This window comes from Rhodoligotrophos appendicifer (assembly GCF_007474605.1).
Classification (GTDB): Bacteria; Pseudomonadota; Alphaproteobacteria; order Rhizobiales; family Im1; genus Rhodoligotrophos; species Rhodoligotrophos appendicifer.
Genome location: NZ_VHKL01000002.1, coordinates 125843 through 145810 on the forward strand (window position 1 = coordinate 125843; position 19968 = coordinate 145810).

The window sequence follows — 19968 nt, forward strand, 5'->3', positions numbered from 1 at the left end:
CCTTTGGCGACCATCAACTTCATCTCCAACCTTGCGGAGGATTTGACGGGCGGCGGGTACTCAGCGCGGAACAGGGCGGTGCTCAAGGCGCTGCGGCGTGACTATGAGGTGCGCTATGTGGGACCCATCGATCCGCCGGCCGCGCCACATCGCAAGCTGATCTCGAAGGCATTGCGGATGGTCGGCCTGCCGGGACGGTTCTCCTTCTACGATCCTGCACGGCTAGAGCGGATCGCCAAGGACTACGAGGCGCTGGCCGACAGGACGGCCAGGCTGGACTTCTTCCATGGCTTCACGCCCTGGATCCTGACCACGCCGTCACGGCCCTTCATCGCGTGGAACGACTGCACATTTCACGACTACATGAATATCTATCATGATCGGAGCGATTTTTCCGGGGATGATCTCGCCAAGATCGAGCGGCGCGAGGCGACTTGGCTCGGAGGAGCAAACATAATCGTCTTCAGGAGCACGTACTTCGCGAAGAGGGGTCTCGAACAATACGGGCTTCGTGCGGAGCTAGTGAAAAGCGTCAGTAATTTTGGGGCCGTCACCCCGCCAATGTCGGACGACTACCGCGATGAGGCGCTGTTCTTGTTCATGTCCACGAATTTTGCCGGAAAAGGCGGGTCCGTGGTGCTGGAGGCCTTCGCGAAGGTCCGCTCGCGCTTTCCCGAAAGCACATTGGCGGTGATCGGTGACCATGCCTCCGACGTGCCGCCTCCGGCGGGAGTGGAGTGGGTCGGCTTTCTGCGGAAGGACGATCCCCTGCAGCAGGCAAAGCTCGTTGGGCTGTTCTCACGGGGAATGGCGATCCTGCATCCGACGATGAAGGATACCAATCCGGCCGTCATCATCGAAGCCGCCTATTTCGGCTGCCCGGCCATCGCATCGCGCGCCTTTGCGATCCCAGAATTCGTGGAGGATGGGCGCACCGGGCTGCTGCTGGACGCACCGCGCGATCCCGATGAGGTCGCCGCCCAGATGATCTGGATGCTGGAAAATCCCGTGGCGTATGCAGAGATGCGCCGGGCGGTGCGAAGCCGAGCCCTGGCCGAGTTCACCGCAGATGCCTTCGAGGATCAGATTCTCGACATCGTGGCGGGGGTGCTGTCCCGAGCGGACCGCAGTTCGGCAGGATCCGGCGCGTGATCCATTCGATCGCGGGCTGGCTGCTGAAACACCGCCACCGGCGGGGAGCCACCAGACTGCTCGGCCTGGTGCTGACGGTGCTCCCCACCACACGGTCCCATTATGGGCCGAGGATGCGAGTCCGGCGGAGGGACTTCACGAACTGGGCGTCAATCTGGGGGCTGTATGGCGCGACCTTGCGCGACGTCATCGAAGTCCTTCCGAGGGATTCGATGTTCCTCGACATCGGTGCGAATACCGGGATCTATTCGCTGGTGGCGGCACGCCATCTGAATGACGGCTATGTCTTCTGCTTCGAACCCAACCCCATAATCTATGGGGATCTGGTGGCGAATATCCGGCTGAACGCGTCCACCAATCTCTTCCCCTTCAACGCCGCGGTCGGGACCCATTCGGAGATCTCGACCCTCGTCTTCGATGCGCATCATTCAGGCGGCGGTTTCCTCGCCGGCAAAGACGGGTCGTCGCGGGGTGTGCCCGTGCTCGTGATCCATCTCGGAGACATGACCGTGATCGACAAGGTGGCCAGCGAGCGGATCCTGCTGTGCAAGATCGATGTGGAGGGAGCGGAGGCGGATGTTCTCGCCTCCCTCGACCAAAGCGGGCTGCTGAAGAAGGTGGACGCCGTCTATATCGAGATCAGTCGGCAAAACCTTGCCCGTTTCGGGACGAATGTGGAGGCCATCTACAGCGTGCTGCTGGCGCATGGCTACAGACCGCTGATCGGCTGCGAGTCCATGGTCGACGGGGACGAGCTGTTCTGCAGACGGTCCAGCCCGCTCTGGCCCGTCCTTGCATCCGTCGTCGGCGCCGTCACCGAGCCTTGACGCGCATCGGACCGAAGATCCTGCATCTGACGCCTGGTTGCTTCGACAAGGGCGGGATCAGCCGCTATTCGCGCTATCAAATATCGTCGCTGCGTCGGATCTGCGGGGTGGAAAACGTCAAGGTGCTGTCGCTGCTCGGGCCCGACGACAACAGGTTGGAGGAGGATTTCGCCGTCGAATGGCACGGACCCGAGGGGGGCGGATCGGCCACCCGGCGCGATCGGCTGGCGTTCGCCAGTCGCGCGGTCGGACTCGCCTCCCGGTGGCGGCCGGACCTGGTCTGGTCGGCGCATGTGAATTTCGGTCCCCTGCAGGCAATGGCCGCGCGACTGGCGGGCGCACGCAGCGTGCTCAATGTCTATGGGTTGGAGATCTGGAGCGGGCTCACCGCGCCTCGCCGGGCCTGCATGGGGCGGACCGACAGGGTCATTGCAGATTGTCACTTCACCGCGAACTACGTCACGGAGAACGGATTGCACACGCGCCCACCCGAGGTGATCTGGGACCCCGTCGATCTCGACCGCTTCCTTCCTGGGGAACCGGACCGGGATCTGCGTCGCAAATATGGCATTCCCGATCCGGAGGCGCATTTCATCGTCATGACGCTGGGGCGGCTGGCGAAGATCGCAGCTCATAAGGGGTATGACCGGTTGATCGAGGTGGTCGCCTCCGTGATCCCGGAGAGACCCGAATTGCGGCTGGTCATTGCGGGACGCGGCGACGACCGATCACGGCTGGAAGCGCTCGCGACCAGGCTCGGCGTCAGAGAGTGCGTGCATTTCAGCGGGGCCATCGATGAGGCGGATCTGGCCGGGGTCTACCGGTGCGCCCATGTCTTCTCGCTGGTCAGCGATCGCGGGGCGGGGCGCGGCGAGGGACTGCCGCTCACGCCGCTGGAGGCCATGGCCTGCGGTGTCCCGGTGATCGTCGGCGACGAGGACGGGTCGCAGGAAGCGATCTGCGGCGACCGAAACGGCTTCATCGTCTCGCCGCGCGATGCCGTGGGACATGCCGCCGTTCTGTTGCGGCTTGCAAGGAATCGCAGCCTCCGCTCAGGCATGGCCGAGGAAGCGGTGGCGGTGGCCCGCGAGCGGTTCGGCCTCGAAGCCTTCACCCGCAAGCATGCTGCCTTTCTCAGCGACCTTTGACAGCTTCCCATTCCGTGAACATCGTCATCTTCGCTCCCAATTACTTGCCGGCAACGCGCTATGGCGGACCGGTCCAATCGAGTCATGGGCTGGCGCGCAGCCTGGTTCGGCTGGGTCACAATGTGCAGGTCTTCACCACCAATGAGGACGGCCCGGACAGGCTCGACGTTCCGCTCGACACTCCGGTCCTGATCGACGGTGTCATCGTGCGCTATTATGCGATCGCTGCGCTGCGGCGGCTGTACTGGTCGCGGTCGTTGCGCAAGGGTCTGAAACGGAGCCTCCGCCATGCGGACGTCCTGCATATCAACGGCGCTTTTCTCTGGCCGGGGCCAATGGCTGCAAAGCTGGCCAGAAGGATGGGTGTGCCTTACGTCCACTCGCCGAGGGGAATGCTCACTGCCGAGCTGATCCAGAGGAAATCGCGGCTGGTCAAGCGGTGCTGGATCGCACTGTTCGAGGAGAGGTGCATCCGACTGGCCGCCGCGGTCCATGCGACCTCGGCGCTGGAGGCGTCCGACGTGCGGGAGCTGTGTCCTCGCAGCGCCCCCATCGTGGTCATTCCCAATGGCGTCGAAGCGCCGGTCGAGCGCGGGCATCACGCCGGCGTGGATCATTGGGCCGAGGTGCCGCCCGGATCCCGGGTCGCGTTTCTGGGGCGACTGGACTGGAAGAAGGGTGTCGACCTCGCCATCGAAGCTGTGCTGCACTGTCCCGGCGCGCGGCTCCGGATCGGGGGTTACGACCAGATGGAGGTGGCCGGGCTGATCGCGCGTTTCGATCCCGGGGGAGAGCGGGTGAGATATGTGGGCCCTTTGGTGGGGCAGGAGAAATGGTCGTTCCTGGCGCATGCGGATCTGTTGGTCGTGCCGTCGAGCCATGAGAATTTCGGCAATGTGGTGCCCGAAGCGCTGGCCATGGGGACGCCGGTCATCTGCACCCGCCGCGTCGGTGCTGCAACCATCGTGCAGCGCCTCGATCCGGCCTCAGTGGTCGAGCGCGACGTGCAAGAGATTGCAGGGGCCATTGCTCGCCTGCTGGGGAACGACGTGCTGAGGGGCGAGATCGGCGCCGCCGGAGAAAGGCTCGTGAGGGCGGAATATTCCTGGGACGGCGTCGCAGCGCGGATGGCGGAGGTCTATGCCGCATCTGCGCGGGCGCGGAAGACGGCGCGCCCCGTCTGGCACCGCGTGCCGGCCAGGCCCTGAGCAGCCATGGGTGCGTTGCCCAATCTGATCGTCATAGGCGGCATGAAATGCGGGACCACCAGCTTTCACGCCTATTTCGACCGTCATCCCGCGATTGGCATGTCGAACCCGAAGGAGGTGAATTTCTTCGCGGGCGAGAATGCCCATCGCGGGGTCGACTGGTATCAAAGCCTTTTCGACGGGACCAAGCCTGTCCGCGGCGAATCCTCCCAGAATTACAGCAAGGCCCATCATCCGCTTTATGCCGGGGCGCCGAAGCGCATCCACGACCTGGTGCCGGAGTGCAAGCTCATCTATCTGGTGAGAGATCCCATCGAACGGTATCTGTCGCATCTGGTCGAGAGCTATATCGGAAATGACCAGCACAAGATCCAATGGGCGCAAGCCAACGACCATTACGTCAAGACCAGCCTCTATTATTATCAGCTGTCGTACTTCCTCGACTATTTCCCGCTGAGTCAGATCCTAGTTCTGGATGTTGCGCGCATCCGCAGAGACCGCTTGTCCGCAATGAACCAAGCCTTCGATTTCCTGGGGGTCGAACGCTTCACAGAGGCGACCGCCTTCGACTTCGTCGTCAATGAGAATGGTGAGGACATCGTGCCCAACCACATGCGGCGCCATCCTGCCTATCGGGTGGCCAACCGCCTGGCGCCCCGCATGACGGATCGGCTCCTGAAGACGCCGTTGCTGCGCAATGCCCTGTTTCCCGGCAGCCTGAAAAAGAAGCTGACCGAGGAGGAGCATGCCAGGCTCGCCAATCGCTTCCGGCCGGATGTCGAGCACTTGCGAAAGTTGACGGGGCAGTCCTTCTCCGCCTGGTCCTTGTGAACGGCTGCATTCGTGACGGCCGGTTGCAGGGTGGGGCTGCGGACATCACGGTTGCAAAGCCGGCGGGCGCTGCGCCGTTCATGCCAGATGATCCCGTGTCGCGACCATGATCCGACGATTGGCACGCTCAGGATTTCTGCGCTCGGTTGCGAAATTGTCGACCGGACAGCTCATCGCGGCGGCCATTCCGATCTTGGCGGCCCCGTTGCTGGGGCGGCTCTATGTGCCCTCGGATTACGGCATCCTCGCCACCTATATGGCCTATGCCCATGTGCTTGCCAGTGTCAGCACGCTGCAGTTCCACCAGGCGATCCTCGCGGAATTGCGAGACGAGCGGGCCGAACAGCTGGTGGCGGTCTGCTTCTGGGCCTCGGTCCCGGTCGCACTCGGTGGAGCCCTGCTGGGGGCGTGCCTGTATGTATGGATGGGGGGCACCCAGGCCTATTCGGAGGCAAGGGGATGGATCCTGTGCCTGCCGCTGAGCATCCTGGCCAGTGGGACCATCACAGCGCTGTCCACGATGGTGGGACGCTATCGACGGTTCGGGCTGGTGGCGCGAAACCAAGTCTCGCTGGTGGCGTTCAGCACCGCCCTTTCTGTGATCCTCGGGCTTTACGGCTACGGCGCCGACGGACTGCTTTTCGCCTATCTGGGGGGACAAGCGGTGTCGTTGACAGGACTGCTGATCGCGTTTCATCGGATGCGGCCAAGAAGGAGAGTCTGGCGAGCCAGCCGGCGCCGCATCATCGTGCTCGCCAAGCGGCACAGGAGCTATCCCCGGTTCGCCCTGCCCGCCGCAATGATGAACTCCGTCAACCAGCAGATCCCGAGCTTCGCCCTAAGCTTCATGGGTCTGACCGCGGTTCTGGGATCATTCGTGCGCGCGCGACAGCTCATGGCGGCGCCCATGAGCCTTCTCGGGACCTCAATCTCCCAAGTGTTCCGGCAACATGCCTCCCATCAGTATCGCCAGACCGGGTCCTGCCGGGAGATCTATCTGAAAACGCTGATCGGCCTGAGCACGGCCGGTTTGATGCCGACTTTGCTGCTGTCGGTCTATGCGCCCGAGCTCTTCACCTTCATCCTCGGTCCGAACTGGACGAGCGCCGGTGAGACGGCGCGGCTGCTGGTGCCTGTGGTCTTCCTGCGATTTCTCTCGGCGCCGCTGTCCTCCATCCTCTATTTCACCGGCGCCCAGAAGCTCGGAATGATCCTGTCGGGCATCGGCTTCCTGCTCATCGCGGGAGCGGTGTGCGCAACAGCCATTCTGTCTCGACAGGGCGAACTGATCATCCTGGCCTATTCGGCGAGCGCCTCGCTTGTCTACCTGGCTCATATCGTGGCGTGCTGGCGACTTTCGCGACAATGATTCCGCGTTGGCCGCTGATCGGCAAGCTGCTGCGCAGCCCAATGCGGATCCTGGAGCTCCTCGTGGTGCGGCATCGCTCCTTTAGGTTTCTCCGGGAGACGGCGCAGACGTCTCTGCCGATCACGTTCGACATGTGGTTTCGGCATTTCGTCCTGAGAGGAAACACGGGGCCCTATTGGCCGATCCATCCGACCAGCGAGGTGAAGGGGTGGAAGAACATCCTGGTGGGGGTCGAGACGTGTCCCGGCTACATGCCCGGGTGCTATATCCAGGGTCTGGGGAAGATCAAGATCGGCAGCTATGGAAGAATAGCGGCCAATGTCTCGATCATCAGCAGCAACCACGATGTGGAAGACCTCAGCCGGCACGCGCTGGATGAAGTGACGATCGGGGATTATTGCTGGCTGTCGGCCGGAGCCGTGGTGCTGCCGGGCGTCACCTTGGGGGATTTCACCATCGTGGGCGCCGGGGCCGTCGTGACGAAGTCCTTCCCGGACGGGTTCTGCGTCATCGCGGGCAACCCGGCGAAGATGATCCGCCGGTTGGATCCGGCGCGATGCGTTCGGCATGAGAGCCCCTATCGCTATCACGGCTATATCCGCGACGACGAATTCGATCGATACCGACGAGATCATCTCCATGTCTGACAGTGCGGATCCGTTCAGCTTTGCCACCGGCGGGCAGAGGATCCTCCTCATTTCTCCGCAGCCCTGGGATGGTTTTCATGTCTCGAAGCATAATTATGCCAAGGAAATCGCCCGGCTCGGCAATGACGTCTATTTCGTCGAGCCTCCCTGTTTCGATCTGAACAGAGGATCGGTGCGCGTCGCCAAGACGGATTACGAGAAGCTCCACAGGGTCCGTTACGCTCCCCTGTTTCCCTATTGGGTGAAGTTCAAGTTCCGACGCCTGTTCCATCTGCTCATGCGCCAGCAGGCTCGTCATCTCACCCGAGCATTGGGGTTCTCCCCCGACCTCGTCTGGGATTTCGACAATGCGTTTCAGTTCGACGATCTTTCGGCCTTCGGGGCAAAATTCAGTATCTTTCACCCGGTGGACGATTTTCGTGCCGGCTCGGGCCATAAGGGCGCGGCGCTGGTGCTGTCGAATTCCCCGCTCTATGTGGGCCGCAGCGGCGTCGATCCGCAATTTTCCTGCGTCGTGCCCCATGGCCTGCGGTCCGAATATGCCCGACATGCCAAGGGCGTGATGGCCAATCCCGGACCCGGCCGCCGCCGGACCGGACCGGTGCGGGCGGGCTATGTGGGAAATCTCGCGCATCCGGGGGTCGACTGGCCGTGCCTGATCGAGACCATGCGAGCCCATCCCCAGGCCGAGTTCGTCTTCTTCGGACCCTATGACCATGGTCGAGTCCCGCTGCAGACGCTGCGGCAGTTGCCAAACTGCCAGCTGAAGGGGCAGTGCACCGCGGAGGAAATCCTGCTCGCGGCGCCGGACATCGATCTCTGGCTGCTGTTCTACGACCTCTCGGTCACCGTCGATGGCGGGGTCAATCCGCACAAGATCATGGAATATCTCGCCACCGGCAAAGTCGTCCTCTCCAACTGGGTGGACGCCCATCGCGGATCGGATCTGATCGTGATGGCGGAGGACCAGACGAACAGATCGCTGTGCGGATTGTTCGGAGATGTCGCCGCCCGTACCGAGGATCTGAACAGCGCCGATCTGCAGAAGAAGCGGGCCGCCTTCAGCCTGTGTCATACCTATGAACAGAACATCGAGACGATCGCGCGCGCCATCAACCGGACGCGCCTGCTGAGACAGCGCGCCCGGCCGCCGACGTAAGCGGCTTCCCCCTTCGTTCACCAAGAGATGAGAATGGATTTTACCGCCTTACATCGCAGGGCGCTGCGGCGCTTGAAGCTGCCGGCCGTGCTCGCCGCCGCAACGCTGCGCATCGGCGATCGTCAGTTCCGCACGCCGATGCTGGGCAGAACCATGTGCGAGCCGGCCGAGCCATGGATGCTTGAACTCCTGCACCGGCTGCTGCCGCTCCGCGGCGGCACGTTCCTCGATGTCGGGGTCAATCTGGGCCAGACGATGCTCGCCGTGATGGCCGTCGATGGACAACGGCCCTATCTGGGCATCGAGCCGAACCCCCATTGCGTGGCCTATGCCGAGCGCCTCATGGCGCTGAATGCGTTCACGACCTGCCGGATCGTGCCAGTGGCGCTCGGCCGGTCGCCAGGAGTCCAGCTGTTGCAGCTCTATTATGCCAGCGCCACCGATGCCTCCGCTTCGCTGGTCGAGGGTTTCCGGCCGGAGCAGCGGATCAGCCGTTTGGTGCCGGTCGCGGTCTTTCCGTATCGCGCGATCGAAGAGGCCATGAGCGCAGGTCCGCTCAGTTTCGTGAAGATCGACGTGGAGGGCGGGGAGGCGGACGTGCTGCTCACGCTGCGCGATGCCGTCTCGGCGTCGCAACCATGGATCATCGCGGAAATCCTCCCCTGCTATTCTGCCGAGGCCGTCGACCGGCTGAGCAGGCAGCAGCAGATCGAGCAGATGATGAAGGATCTCGACTACGTGATCTTGCGCATCCGCAAGGGCGACGGCGACCGCCTTGCCGGACTCGATCTCATTGAGGACATCGGCATCCATGGGGATCTCAGCGCGTGCGACTATGTGTTCTGTCCCTCCGGCGATGCAGCCAGGGTGCTCGGCATGCCGGTTCAGGCCCAGGGGTGAATCATCGACACTCGCCCGAACATGCCCGGTGACAAGGGTCCGTCCGTGACGCTCGAGGGGTATTCCACCGAGAGTTTCTCGCGAGGCCGTCCGTGGGCCATAGAGGTGCTCTGGCACATCGTGCAGGCGGTGCTGATCCGGTCGGTGCTGCCGGGATCTGCCCATCGCAGGGTTCTGCTGCGGCTGTTCGGGGCGTGCATCGGTCGGGGCGTGGTCATCCGGCCAGGGGTGCGCGTCAAGTTTCCCTGGAGATTGTCGGTGGGCGACCACAGCTGGATCGGGGAAGATGTCTGGATCGACAATCTGGCACCGGTCTCCATCGGATCGAATTGCTGCATCTCCCAGGGCGCCTATCTCTGCACCGGAAACCATGACTGGACGCGGGGGACGTTCAACCTGATCACACAGCCGATCGCGCTCCGGGACGGGAGCTGGATCGCGGCACGGGGGGTGGTCGGGCCCGGCGTCGTGGTCGAGGAAGGGGCCGTGCTGTCCCTGGGAAGCGTCGCGACGTCGCGACTGTGCTCCTGGCAGATCCATGCCGGCGTTCCCGCGCTTCCCATCGGGCCGCGGGTGGTCGAGACGTAATTCACCCGCCGAATTCCCTATGGCTCACGACATCAGGACCGCATGTGACGAAGATCTCGGTCATCACTGCAACTTTCAATTGCGTCCACACCATTGGCGATTGTGTCGGCTCCCTGGCACAGCAAACGCACAAGAGGGTGGAGCACATCGTCATCGACGGAGCGAGCCGCGACGGTACGGCAGAGTTTCTGCAAGGACACCGGCAGCATTTCGCCACTCTGGTCAGCGAGCGTGACAAGGGCCTCTACCACGCCCTGAACAAAGGGTTGGCGCGGGTGACGGGGGATGTGGTCGGGTTCCTCCACGCGGACGACCTCTATGCCGATGCCGGCGTGTTGAGGCGCATCGCGCATGAATTTGCCGATCCCGGCGTCGAGGCCGTGTTCGGTGACCTCGTCTATGTGAGCAAAGAAGCTCCTCATCGCATCATCCGCTATTGGCGGGCGGGTGAATTCAACGCCGAGAACTTGCGTTCCGGCTGGATGCCGCCGCATCCGACCCTGTATCTGCGGCGTCGGCTCTATGAGCAATTCGGGTGTTTCGATACGAGTTATGAGATCGCTGCGGATTACGATTTCATGCTCCGCATCCTGACCTCCATCACGGGGAGGGTGATCTATCTGCCCCGGGTGCTGGTGCGCATGCGGGCGGGCGGAATCAGCAATCGTTCGCTGTCCAATGTGCTGAAGAAATCCGCGGAGGATCTGAGGGCCCTACGCGGGAATGGCGTGGGCGGGGTGAGGACACTCATGCTGAAGAACGGATCCAAGATGAAGCAATTGCTGCATCGGCCGTCGTGAGCGCCTTCGAGCGGTGCTCCCGCACCTAGGGGCAGGGGATCACCGCTCGCAGTTTGACGGGGACGGTCAGTGCTGGGTTCAGGGCACCTTGCCCTGCGCCGGCTTTCGTTCGCTCAGTTGGCCGGTGCTTTGGCCAGTGCCTTCTTCAGGGCGTTCCAAGCGGGTGCCGCACGTTCGTTCGTGCTGAGCATTTCGTCGCCGATGGGAGAGACTTTCGCGAAAAGATCGGCACGCTCCTGGTCGGAGAGGACGACCAGGGTGACACCAGCGTCAGTCCACTGCTTATCGGACTTGGCGGCAAAATCCTTCGAGATCTTCGTGCCCTCATCCTGCATTTCATGGGCTGTGTCGATCACGATCGCCTTCAGATCGGCAGGCAGCTGGTCGAGCCAGGACTGGCTCACCCAAGCGCCACTGAAGATCATGCCGGTCTCCTCCTTGATGGCGTATTTCGCCGTGTCAAAGAACTTCATGCCGCCCATGACGACGAGACTGGTGCGGACCGCGTCGATGGTGCCGGTCTGCAGCGCCGGCAGGGCCTCGGTGAAGTCCATGGAGACGCCCGTCATGCCGAGGGCGGCGGCGAGCTTCTGCTCCATGGGAGAGGCCAGGACCCGGGTCTTGAAGCCCTTTACGCTCTCGATGTTCTCGATCGGCTTTACGCTGGTGATCGCGGTCGGACCGTAGATCCACAGAGCCACGCCCCGAATGCCGGCCTCGGCGGCCTGATTGAGATAAATCTCCTGGAACTCAGGATCGGTCACAACGGCATGGGCATGGTCCATGCTCTTGAATTGACCGGGCGCATCGACAGCCTGAAAGCCCGGATTGATGCCGGCGAGAAAGCCGGGGGGAGAAATGAACATCTCCTGGGTGCCGAACTGCAGGCCCTCGATCTGGCGCGCTGCGGTGCCGAGCTGGCCCGCGGGAAAGATTTCCACCTTGATCCGATTGTCGGAGCGCTTCTGCACCTCCTCGGCATAGCGCTTGGCGAATTCGTGGAACGGGTCGTTGATGGTGGTGAAGCCGATCTTCATGGTGAATTCCTGCGCCCAGGCGGAGGCCGAGGTCAGAACAGGAGCGATGGCCAGCACGGAAAGGGTAACGGCGGCGCGAAGGAGAGCGGCGCGTCGTGAAGCTCGAAAGGAAAACATGTCCACTCCTGGGTTTGTTATTGGAAAAATCTCAACAGAAACAGCGACATCTCGGGAACGGCCGTGAGAATTGCGAGGCCCAGAAGATAGACGCCGATAAAGGGAAGAAGGCCGCGATAGAGTTCGGAGGTCTTCACGCCGAGCGTCGCCTGGGCCACGAAGATGTTCAATCCGAAGGGGGGCGAGAACATGCCGATGCTCAAGTTCACGGTCATGATCAGGCCGAAGTGGATGAGGTCGATCCCGAGGCTCTTGGCGATGGGAACCAGGAGCGGGGTGAGGACCAGGATCGCCGAAATGGGATCGATGAAGCAGCCGACGATCAGCAGCAGGATGTTCATCATGAGCAGGAAGAGCCAGACGGGCGCGCCGACGTCCTGGATGGCTGCAACGATCTGCTGAGGGAGGCCAAGTACGGTGACGAGCCAGGAGACCACGCCCGCAGCGGCGACGATGATCATGATCTGCCCGGTCAAGGCGGCGGAATCGATGGCGAGGCGCCAGACATCGGCGAAAGTGAGGTCGCGATAGATGAGCAAGGTGACGATCAGCGCATAGACGCAGGCGATGCCGGCCGCCTCCGTGGGCGAGAAGACACCGGAATAGATGCCGCCGAGCACGATGAGCGGCGTCAGGAGCGCCCAAAAGCCGTTGCGGCTGGCCTCCAGCAGTCGCCTGATGGAGAATTCCGAGCTCTCGCGGATGTCCATGCGCCACGCGTAGACGTAAATGTAAAGGCCCATCAGGAGGGCCAGAAAGAGCCCAGGGATGATGCCGGCGAGGAACAGTTGCGATACGGATTGCTCGGCCGACACGCAATAGAGGATCATCGCGATGGACGGCGGGATGACGATCGCAATCCCGCCGGCGGCGGTGATCAAGCCGCTGGAGAAGCTCTCATTATAACCGGAGGAGCGAAGATTGGGGTACATGAGCCGCCCGATGGCCGCGACGGTCGCGGGGCTGGAGCCGCTCAGGGCGCCGAAGACCGTGCTTGCGCCGACGGTCGCCAAGGGCATCGCACCGCGGCGGCCGCCGAGCAGAGCCAAGACCCACTCGATGATCCGGCGGGACATGCTGCCGCGCGCCATCAACTCGCCGGCGAAGATGAAGAAGGGGATCGCCAGAAGGGAGAATTTGTCGAGGCTGCCGAACATCACCTGATGCAAGGCGGAGGACGGCATCGGCATCGCGAAGCCGAGCAGGAGAAGGGCCGTCGCGAGTAACAGAATGAAGATCGGAAAGCCGATCAGCAGAAATACAAACGGAACGCCGCCGATCAGCCACATGCCGGGAGACCCTGCGAAGGCAGCATCGTGGCGCAGGCCAGAATTCCGGACATGTCAAAGGCCTCCCCGTGGCGATGGCGGCTCTATGGAGCGGCAGCCTTGTCGCGACTGGCGGGACAAAAGCATCTGACCCCGGGAAAGGCAAAAGAGGTAATTTCATAACGACCATGAGGAAGTTAGAGGGTTCGGCCGGATTCCCGTGAAGCTGCGTCCGTTTCCCCATGAAGGATGTTCATGGGAGCCAGCGGAATACCTCATTTGTCTCGCAGGACATGTCCCGGCACTTTGGCGCCGTGGTGGCCCCAGGCCGTCAGATCGAAGCGAGCGGCCATAAGCTCTGCACCAGCGGGACGAATCAGCGGATGAACGAACAGGATGCAGGCCGGCGCGGCGGGCGCGCTGGAGAGGATGCGGGGACCTATGATTATGTCATCGTGGGCGGCGGTTCGGCCGGCTGCGTGTTGGCCAATCGTCTCACGCGTGATCCGAAGATCAAGGTGTTGCTGCTGGAGGCGGGACCGCGCGACCGGTATATCTGGCTTCATATTCCCATCGGCTACTACTTCACCTTCGGCAATCCACGCGTCGACTGGTGTTTCACCACTGAGCCCGAGCCAGGCCTGAAGGGCCGGCAGATCAAATATCCCCGGGGCAAGGTTCTGGGAGGCAGCTCGTCGATCAATGCGATGGTCTATATCCGCGGCCAGGATGCCGACTACGACCATTGGGAAGCGCTCGGAAATTCCGGCTGGGGGTGGACGGACGTGCTTCCCTATTTCAAGCGGTCCGAGAGCCATGTGGACGGGGCCAGCGAATTTCACGGCGGCAGCGGTGAGCTGGCCGTCGAACATATCGGAGAAAGCTGGGAGATCCTCGATTCCTTCGAACAGGCCACCCTGGAGAGCGGGGTCCCGGCCACGGATGATTTCAATCGGGGCAACAATGAAGGGGTCGGCCGCTTTCAGCTGACGCGCCGCAATGGCTTGCGCTGCAGCGCAGCGGGGGCCTTTCTCAAGCCGGCGAGGGGGCGTCCCAACCTCACCATCATGACCGAGGCCAAAACCAAGGCGCTGATCCTCGAGGGCGGACGCTGCACCGGAGTGCAGTTCGATCGCCGGGGCAAGAGCATGCATGCCTCGGCCGGGCACGAGGTCATTCTCTCCGCCGGCGCCATCGGCTCGCCGCATCTGCTGCAATTGTCGGGCATCGGCAATCCGGAGCACCTGAAATCGGTCGGTATCCCCGTCCAGCACGCCTCGCCGGGAGTCGGAGAGAACCTCCAGGACCACATGTCCTTGCGGATGATGTATCGCGTTCGCGACACGGTCACCCTGAACGAGCAGGCGAACAGTCTGTTCAGCAAGATCGGCATGGGATTGCGCTATGCGCTGTACCGGAAGGGGCCGCTGACGATCCCGCCCGCGCTGGTCAACGCCTTCACCAAATCCGACCCGCAGCTGAACCGGCCCGACGTCCAGTTCGTCGCCTATCCCGTCACTTTCGACAAGGTCGGCGATCCGCCGCACCCGTTCCCCGGCTTTACCGCGTCGGCCTGTCTGCTGCATCCCCATGGCCGGGGCAGCGTGCGGCTGCGGTCAAGCCAACCGAATGACGATCCCCGCATCCAGCTCAATTTCCTCACCGACGAGGCCGACCGCGAAACGGCGGTGAAGGCGATGCGGGCAGTTCGCCGAGCGGTCGCCTGTCCCGCGCTGAAGCGGTTCGATCCGCAGGAAATCCAGCCGGGACCCGCCGTGCAGACGGACGATGAATTGAGGGAGGCGGCCGCGAATATCGGCATGACCATCTTCCATCCCGTGGGCACGTGCAAGATGGGATCCGATGACCGAAGTGTCGTCGATGCAAGGCTGCGGTTCCGGGGCATCGCCGGGCTCAGGGTCGTGGACGCCTCGATCATGCCGACAATCACCTCCGGCAATACCAATGCCCCGACGATCATGATCGCGGAGAAGGCCTCCGACATGATCCTCGAAGACAGGAGGGCAAATTGATCGGAGACGGATCGAGGAGGCAGGAGTGATGGGGACGCTTGCAAAAGTCGTCGGAGGGATCTGCGCCGTCTTCATGCTGGTGGGCATCGGCGTCAATTTCGCCAATGTCGTCGGCCGCTACGTGTTTGCAGCGCCCTTCACCTGGGCGGAGGATTTCCTCGTCTATGCCAATATCTGGCTGGTCTTTCTCGGCGCAGCGCTGATCTCGTTCCAGGACCGGCATCTCAGCATGGACCTCCTTCGCAGCCGGCTTTCCGGGCGCAAGGAAGGCGTGCTCAGCCTCGTCATCCTCGTCGTCTCCCTGGTGACCTGCGGGATCGTGACCTGGATCTCGGCGCAATTCGTGCTGCGCGTCTACAAGATGGGCCAGGAATCAATCTCCCTGGAAGTGCCGATGTACCTCTTCCACTCGGCCGTGCTGGTGGGCTTCAGCCTCATCTCACTCGCGCTGGTGGTGCATCTGGTGCGCCTTATCCGCAACAGGCTGATCGTGACGCGGAGCCAGCCGACCGAGCCCATCGAGGATGTGGTGATCTGACCATCAGGCCGTCGCTGGGCGAGGCTCCTCGGCGGTCTCGATGAGGGTCGCCAAAGCGCTGCGGGCCGCGTTCTGCACGTGGAGCAGCGCTGCGGCACGGGCTGCGGGCGCATCGCGCGCCTCCAGAGCGGCCAGTAGCGCGTCAATCTCGGCCAAGCTTTCCGGCTTGCGTTCATCACCGGCCAGGGAGCGGCCGCGCAGTTGGGTGATGCGCGAATTCAGCCGCTTCAGAAGGTCGAGCACGAGGGTGTTACCGGCGCCCTCGCAGAAGCATTCGTAAAAGACCTTCTTCGCTTCGAGGATGATCCGCATGTCACCCGTGGCGTAGGCTTGACGCAGCTCGGCCCCCCGCCGCTTCAACGCCGCGATCGCGGAGGCATCGGCGGTTTCGGCGAATTGCTCGGCAACGAGTGCCTCGAGGGCGGCGCGCACGCGATAGACGTTCTCCGCCTCGGCGCGAGAGATGCGCGTGACGATCAGGCCGCGGTTGGGCTGATGGGTGACGAGACCTTCGGCCTCCAATTCGCGCAACGCTTCGCGAAGGGAGGTGCGGCTCACATTCAGATCGCGGCAGAGGTCCTTCTCCACCAGACGGCTGCCCTGGGGCAGAACGCCAGCACCGATCGCATCGCGCAGGACAATCGTGATCCGGCGCCGCAGCGGGGCGGCTTCCTGTTTGACCGGCGCGAGAACGCCGGAGGAGGGGGAATCAGCCATGCCTTCTTCTCCCGTTATTGGGGCGTCCTGCCCGGATGGTCGCTTCGGTCAGGCCTCATCCGACGACGACAATATGCCCGCGAGCATCGCTTCCGCCAGACGGGCGGCAGCATTCGGATCGATGTACGGCGCTGCGCCCAAATATTGCTTGATGGTGCGAAGGGCAGCCCGGCGTCGATCGGTGAGGCCGGCGATGATGCGGGAGGCGGCGGCGTCGAGATCGCCCGGGTCGGCCAACTCGCCGACCAAGCCGAAGGTGAGCGCCTCCTCGGCCGTGATGCTCTCGCGCGTGTAGACCATGTGGGTGAGCTTCTTCAACGGCACCTTGTGCAGCACCGCCGAGATTGCCAGCGTGGGCGGCAAGTTCACCTCCATCTCGGGCATGGAGAAGGTCGCCCGGCGGGAGGCGATCGCCAAGTCGCACTGGCCCGTGAAGGCGCAGCCGAAGCCACGGGCCTCGCCCTGGACGACGGCGAGGACGGGGACGGGCGTGGCCCGGACATCAGCATAGAGCCCGAGAATCGGGTCGGTCACCGTCTTCTGGATCTGCAGGGCGGACGGAAGGGATGCGCCCTTGGGGTTGGGGATGCGGCCCAGACAGAAGTGTTCTCCCTCCGCCCGGATCACGACGATCTTGATGGCTTCGTCGGAGCCCGCCTCTCGAATGGCACGGCCGAGGGCCACGATGTCGTCGCCGGTCAGGCGATTGCCGTCGGCGGGATTCGTCAGGCGGATCGTGGCCACATGGGAAGCGTTATCGGCTTCCACGGCAAAGGCGGCGTCGCGGGTCATGCAGTTTCCTTCAGAGCGTTGCCTGCGGCGGCCTCATCGATGAGCTCGCAGAGGCGTTCGGGTAAAATCGGGGCTTCGTCGATGCGCACACCGAAGGGTTTAAGCGCATCCTCGATGGCAGAGACGACGGCGGCGGCTGCGGGAATGGTGCCGCCTTCGCCGGCGCCTTTGACGCCGATGGGATTCAATGGGGACGGCGATTCCACATGGTAGATCTCGACCTTGGGCACGATGCCGGCATCGGGGAGCATGTAGTCGGCCAGGGAGGTGGTGACGGGATTGGCATCCTCGTCGAACCGCATCTTCTCGAGGAACGCGTTGCCAATGCCATGGGCGACACCGCCCTGAATCTGGCCCTCGACCAGCAGCGGGTTCACCACCTTGCCGCAGTCGTGAACCACGATATAGCGGAGGACCTTGATCATTCCAGTCTCGGGGTCGACCTCGACTTCGGCGACATGGGAGCCGTTCGCATAGGCCGCTTGGGGTGGCGCAAAATAATGGGTCGAGACGAGTCCCGGCTCAATGCCCTCAGGGAGCGAGAAGCCCGGCATGCCGCCAGTCATGCGCGCGACTTCCGCGAATGTGAGGGCCCCACCCTGGGAGGCGGCAACCCGAACCGTGCCGTCAGCCAGCTCGATGTCGTCCTCGGACACTTCGAACCGTGCCGCTGCGATCTGCTTCAGCTTCTTCACGACCGCGGCCGAAGAGATGCTGACGGACGATCCGACATTGACCATCAGGCGGCTGGCGAAGGCGCCGACACCGAGGGGGATCGAGGCGGTGTCGCCGACCTCCACATCGACCTGGGTGATATCGACGTTGAAGGCGTCGGCTGCGATCTGGGCATAGACGGTCTGGTTGCCCTGGCCCTGCGCTGCCGAACCTGTGCGCAGAAGGATGCGGCCGGAGGGGAGGACCTGGGTCGTGGCGCCCTCGAAGGGGCCGAGGCCCGTGCCTTCGACGTAGTTCGCAATCCCCTGGCCGATATAACGGCCTTGGGCCAAGGCGGCGCGCTGACGCTCCCGAAATGTCTCCCAGCCTGATTTCTCGACGGCGAGCGCCTGGCAGCGGGGATAGTCGCCGCTGTCATAGACAAGCGGCTTGCCGTCGCGAAAGATCAGCCCGACGGGGTAGGGCATCTGTTCGGTGGGGATGAGATTGCGGCGGCGGATCTCGGCACGGTCGAGGCCGAGCGCATCGGCGGCGTGATCCAGCAGGCGCTCCATGGCGAAGACCGCCTGAGGACGGCCGGCACCGCGCAACGGCGTGGTCGGGACCTTGTTGGTGAAGACCACCAGGGTTTCGAGCTTGTAGGCCGGCAGGACATAAGGGCCCGGCACCGTGACCGAAGAGATGTAGGGGGAGATGATGCCCCAGGGGACATAGGCGCCCTGGTCATGGAGCATCTGGCCGCGCAAGCCGAGAAGCTTGCCATCGGCATCGAGCGCCAAATGCATGGTCCAGATCTGGTCACGCTCCTGGACCGTGCTCAGAAGGTGTTCGCGCCGATCCTCGATCCATTTTACGGGCAGACCGAGCAGCTTGGCGCAGATCGGCACCACGATCTCCTCGGGATAGACCTGCAGCTTGGGTCCGAAGCCGCCGCCGACATCGGGAGCGATCACCCGCACGGCCGTATCAGGAATGTCGAGGATGTCGACGAGGGCGCGCTTCAACCCGTGGGGCGCCTGGGTGGCCGACCAGACGGTGAAGGCGTCATGCACCACGTCGAACATGGCCAGCACGGCGCGGCATTCGATCGGATTGCCGGTGCCGCGATGCTGGGGCAGCGTGGCGGAGACGACATGGGCTGCGGACTGAAAGGCCAAGGCGACATCGCCATAGCCGACCTGGATCCGGGCTGCGATATTGTCGCTGCGATGGGCATGGGCGGGGCTCGCATCGGCAGCGATGGCGGCCGCAAGGTCACCGATGATGGGCAGCGGCTCGTAGTCGACAAACACAGCCTCGGCCGCATCCTCGGCGAGATGGCGGCTCTCGGCGATGACGACGGCGACCGGCTCGCCGACGAAGCACACCTCGTCCAAGGCCAGAGGCATCTGGGTGAGCGGCTCGGTGATGGCCGGGTTCGGCACCTGAAGCAGGATCCGCTTGCCCCGAACCTGGCTCGGGAGATCGGAGGCGGTCAGCACGAGCTTCACACCCGGCAGGGTGCGCGCAGTGTCGGCATCGATCCCGTTGATCCGCGCATGGGCGTAAGGCGAGCGGACGAAGGCTGCGTGCAGAGTCCCGGGGAGTTTCACATCGTCGGTGAAGCGGCCCTTGCCGGTCAGGAGGGCCTGGTCCTCGACGCGCTGGACGGGAGCGCCAAAATACCGCGTGGTCATGGCGCGGTCCCTCCCTGGCGCAGGCCGCGGGCGACCTCGAGGGCGGCATCGACGATGCCGGAATAGCCGGTGCAGCGGCAGAGATTGCCTGAGAGCTCACCGCGAAGCTCGTCCTCCTCGATCTCGGGCCGATCGCGGAGAATCTGGGTCAGAGTGGCGAGAAAGCCGGGGGTGCAGAAGCCGCATTGCAGGGCATGATGCTTGCGGAAGGCGGTCTGCAAGGCATTGAGTGTGCCATCGGACTCCTGCAGGCCTTCGATGGTGACGATGTCGGCTCCGTCCGCCTGCACCGCCAGCATCAGGCAGGAGCGTACCGCATCGCCATCGACGAGGATGGTGCAGGCACCGCACACCCCATGCTCGCAGCCCAAGTGGGTGCCGGTGAGGTTGAGCTGGTGGCGCAGGAAATCGGCCAAATGCACACGCGGTTCGACCTCGGCGGTCACCGCGCGGCCATTGACGGTCAGGGTGATCGGATGGTGCATC

General features: G+C 63.4%; 19 protein-coding genes. 13 read left to right on the forward strand and 6 right to left on the reverse strand.

Features of this window, described 5'->3' with window-relative positions; translation table 11 throughout:
- Window positions 1–3 precede the first annotated feature (3 nt).
- The 11 genes from FKM97_RS04695 (at window position 4) to FKM97_RS04745 (ending at window position 10629) form a co-directional block, all read left to right on the forward strand.
- Window positions 4–1152, forward strand: a complete 1149-nt coding sequence (locus tag FKM97_RS04695; RefSeq protein ID WP_143958014.1) for a glycosyltransferase family 4 protein — start codon at window positions 4–6, stop codon at window positions 1150–1152.
- The gene (locus FKM97_RS04700) at window positions 1149–1979 is read left to right on the forward strand and encodes an FkbM family methyltransferase (protein WP_143958015.1); all 831 of its coding nucleotides are present in this window, start codon (window positions 1149–1151) and stop codon (window positions 1977–1979) included. The genes FKM97_RS04695 and FKM97_RS04700 overlap by 4 nt, the downstream gene beginning before the upstream one ends.
- On the forward strand, window positions 1976–3127 hold the full coding sequence (locus FKM97_RS04705; RefSeq protein ID WP_170240750.1) for a glycosyltransferase family 4 protein: 1152 nt from the start codon (window positions 1976–1978) through the stop codon (window positions 3125–3127). The genes FKM97_RS04700 and FKM97_RS04705 overlap by 4 nt, the downstream gene beginning before the upstream one ends.
- A gap of 14 nt (window positions 3128–3141) precedes the next feature.
- Window positions 3142–4335: a glycosyltransferase gene (locus FKM97_RS04710; protein ID WP_170240751.1), complete on the forward strand. Its 1194-nt coding sequence runs from the start codon at window positions 3142–3144 to the stop codon at window positions 4333–4335.
- Between the two features lie 6 nt (window positions 4336–4341).
- Window positions 4342–5166, forward strand: coding sequence for a sulfotransferase domain-containing protein (locus tag FKM97_RS04715; protein WP_143958018.1), 825 nt, complete (start codon window positions 4342–4344; stop codon window positions 5164–5166).
- Between the two features lie 118 nt (window positions 5167–5284).
- Window positions 5285–6535: a lipopolysaccharide biosynthesis protein gene (locus FKM97_RS04720; RefSeq protein WP_170240752.1), complete on the forward strand. Its 1251-nt coding sequence runs from the start codon at window positions 5285–5287 to the stop codon at window positions 6533–6535.
- On the forward strand, window positions 6532–7182 hold the full coding sequence (locus FKM97_RS04725; protein WP_143958020.1) for an acyltransferase: 651 nt from the start codon (window positions 6532–6534) through the stop codon (window positions 7180–7182). Before FKM97_RS04720 ends, FKM97_RS04725 begins: the two co-directional genes overlap by 4 nt.
- Window positions 7175–8341, forward strand: coding sequence for a glycosyltransferase family protein (locus FKM97_RS04730; protein ID WP_143958021.1), 1167 nt, complete (start codon window positions 7175–7177; stop codon window positions 8339–8341). Before FKM97_RS04725 ends, FKM97_RS04730 begins: the two co-directional genes overlap by 8 nt.
- 33 nt (window positions 8342–8374) lie before the next feature.
- Window positions 8375–9241: an FkbM family methyltransferase gene (locus FKM97_RS04735; RefSeq protein ID WP_170240753.1), complete on the forward strand. Its 867-nt coding sequence runs from the start codon at window positions 8375–8377 to the stop codon at window positions 9239–9241.
- 45 nt (window positions 9242–9286) lie between these two features.
- Window positions 9287–9829, forward strand: a complete 543-nt coding sequence (locus tag FKM97_RS04740; protein WP_143958023.1) for a WcaF family extracellular polysaccharide biosynthesis acetyltransferase — start codon at window positions 9287–9289, stop codon at window positions 9827–9829.
- Between the two features lie 44 nt (window positions 9830–9873).
- A complete protein-coding gene (locus FKM97_RS04745; protein WP_143958024.1) occupies window positions 9874–10629 on the forward strand; it encodes a glycosyltransferase family 2 protein in 756 nt (251 codons plus the stop codon).
- Window positions 10630–10742: 113 nt separating this feature from the next.
- Here FKM97_RS04745 and FKM97_RS04750 read toward each other — a convergent pair whose 3' ends face one another.
- Window positions 10743–11783, reverse strand: coding sequence for a TRAP transporter substrate-binding protein (locus FKM97_RS04750; protein ID WP_143958025.1), 1041 nt, complete (start codon window positions 11781–11783; stop codon window positions 10743–10745).
- A 17-nt stretch (window positions 11784–11800) separates the two neighbouring features.
- The gene (locus FKM97_RS04755) at window positions 11801–13072 is read right to left on the reverse strand and encodes a TRAP transporter large permease (protein WP_143958026.1); all 1272 of its coding nucleotides are present in this window, start codon (window positions 13070–13072) and stop codon (window positions 11801–11803) included.
- A gap of 362 nt (window positions 13073–13434) precedes the next feature.
- On the opposite strand from FKM97_RS04755, the gene FKM97_RS04760 reads away from it, so the two are divergent.
- Both FKM97_RS04760 and FKM97_RS04765 read left to right on the forward strand, forming a co-directional pair.
- Complete coding sequence (locus FKM97_RS04760) at window positions 13435–15084, forward strand: GMC family oxidoreductase (RefSeq protein WP_144291631.1); 1650 nt, start codon at window positions 13435–13437, stop codon at window positions 15082–15084.
- A gap of 28 nt (window positions 15085–15112) precedes the next feature.
- Complete coding sequence (locus FKM97_RS04765) at window positions 15113–15622, forward strand: TRAP transporter small permease (protein ID WP_143958027.1); 510 nt, start codon at window positions 15113–15115, stop codon at window positions 15620–15622.
- 3 nt (window positions 15623–15625) lie between these two features.
- On the opposite strand, the gene FKM97_RS04770 is transcribed toward FKM97_RS04765, so the two are convergent.
- From FKM97_RS04770 to FKM97_RS04785, 4 genes are read right to left on the reverse strand one after another with little or no spacing between them, the layout of a single operon-like run.
- Window positions 15626–16339 carry a GntR family transcriptional regulator gene (locus tag FKM97_RS04770; protein ID WP_143958028.1) on the reverse strand — a complete coding sequence of 238 codons (714 nt, stop codon included), beginning with the start codon at window positions 16337–16339 and terminating at the stop codon, window positions 15626–15628.
- A gap of 48 nt (window positions 16340–16387) precedes the next feature.
- Window positions 16388–17131 (reverse strand): enoyl-CoA hydratase/isomerase family protein, encoded by a 744-nt coding sequence (locus FKM97_RS04775; RefSeq protein ID WP_143958029.1) that lies wholly within the window; start codon window positions 17129–17131, stop codon window positions 16388–16390.
- Window positions 17128–19482, reverse strand: a complete 2355-nt coding sequence (locus FKM97_RS04780) for a xanthine dehydrogenase family protein molybdopterin-binding subunit (RefSeq protein ID WP_143958030.1) — start codon at window positions 19480–19482, stop codon at window positions 17128–17130. The genes FKM97_RS04775 and FKM97_RS04780 overlap by 4 nt, the downstream gene beginning before the upstream one ends.
- On the reverse strand, window positions 19479–19967 hold the full coding sequence (locus tag FKM97_RS04785) for a (2Fe-2S)-binding protein (protein ID WP_143958031.1): 489 nt from the start codon (window positions 19965–19967) through the stop codon (window positions 19479–19481). Before FKM97_RS04785 ends, FKM97_RS04780 begins: the two co-directional genes overlap by 4 nt.
- Between the last annotated feature and the right edge of the window lies 1 nt (window position 19968).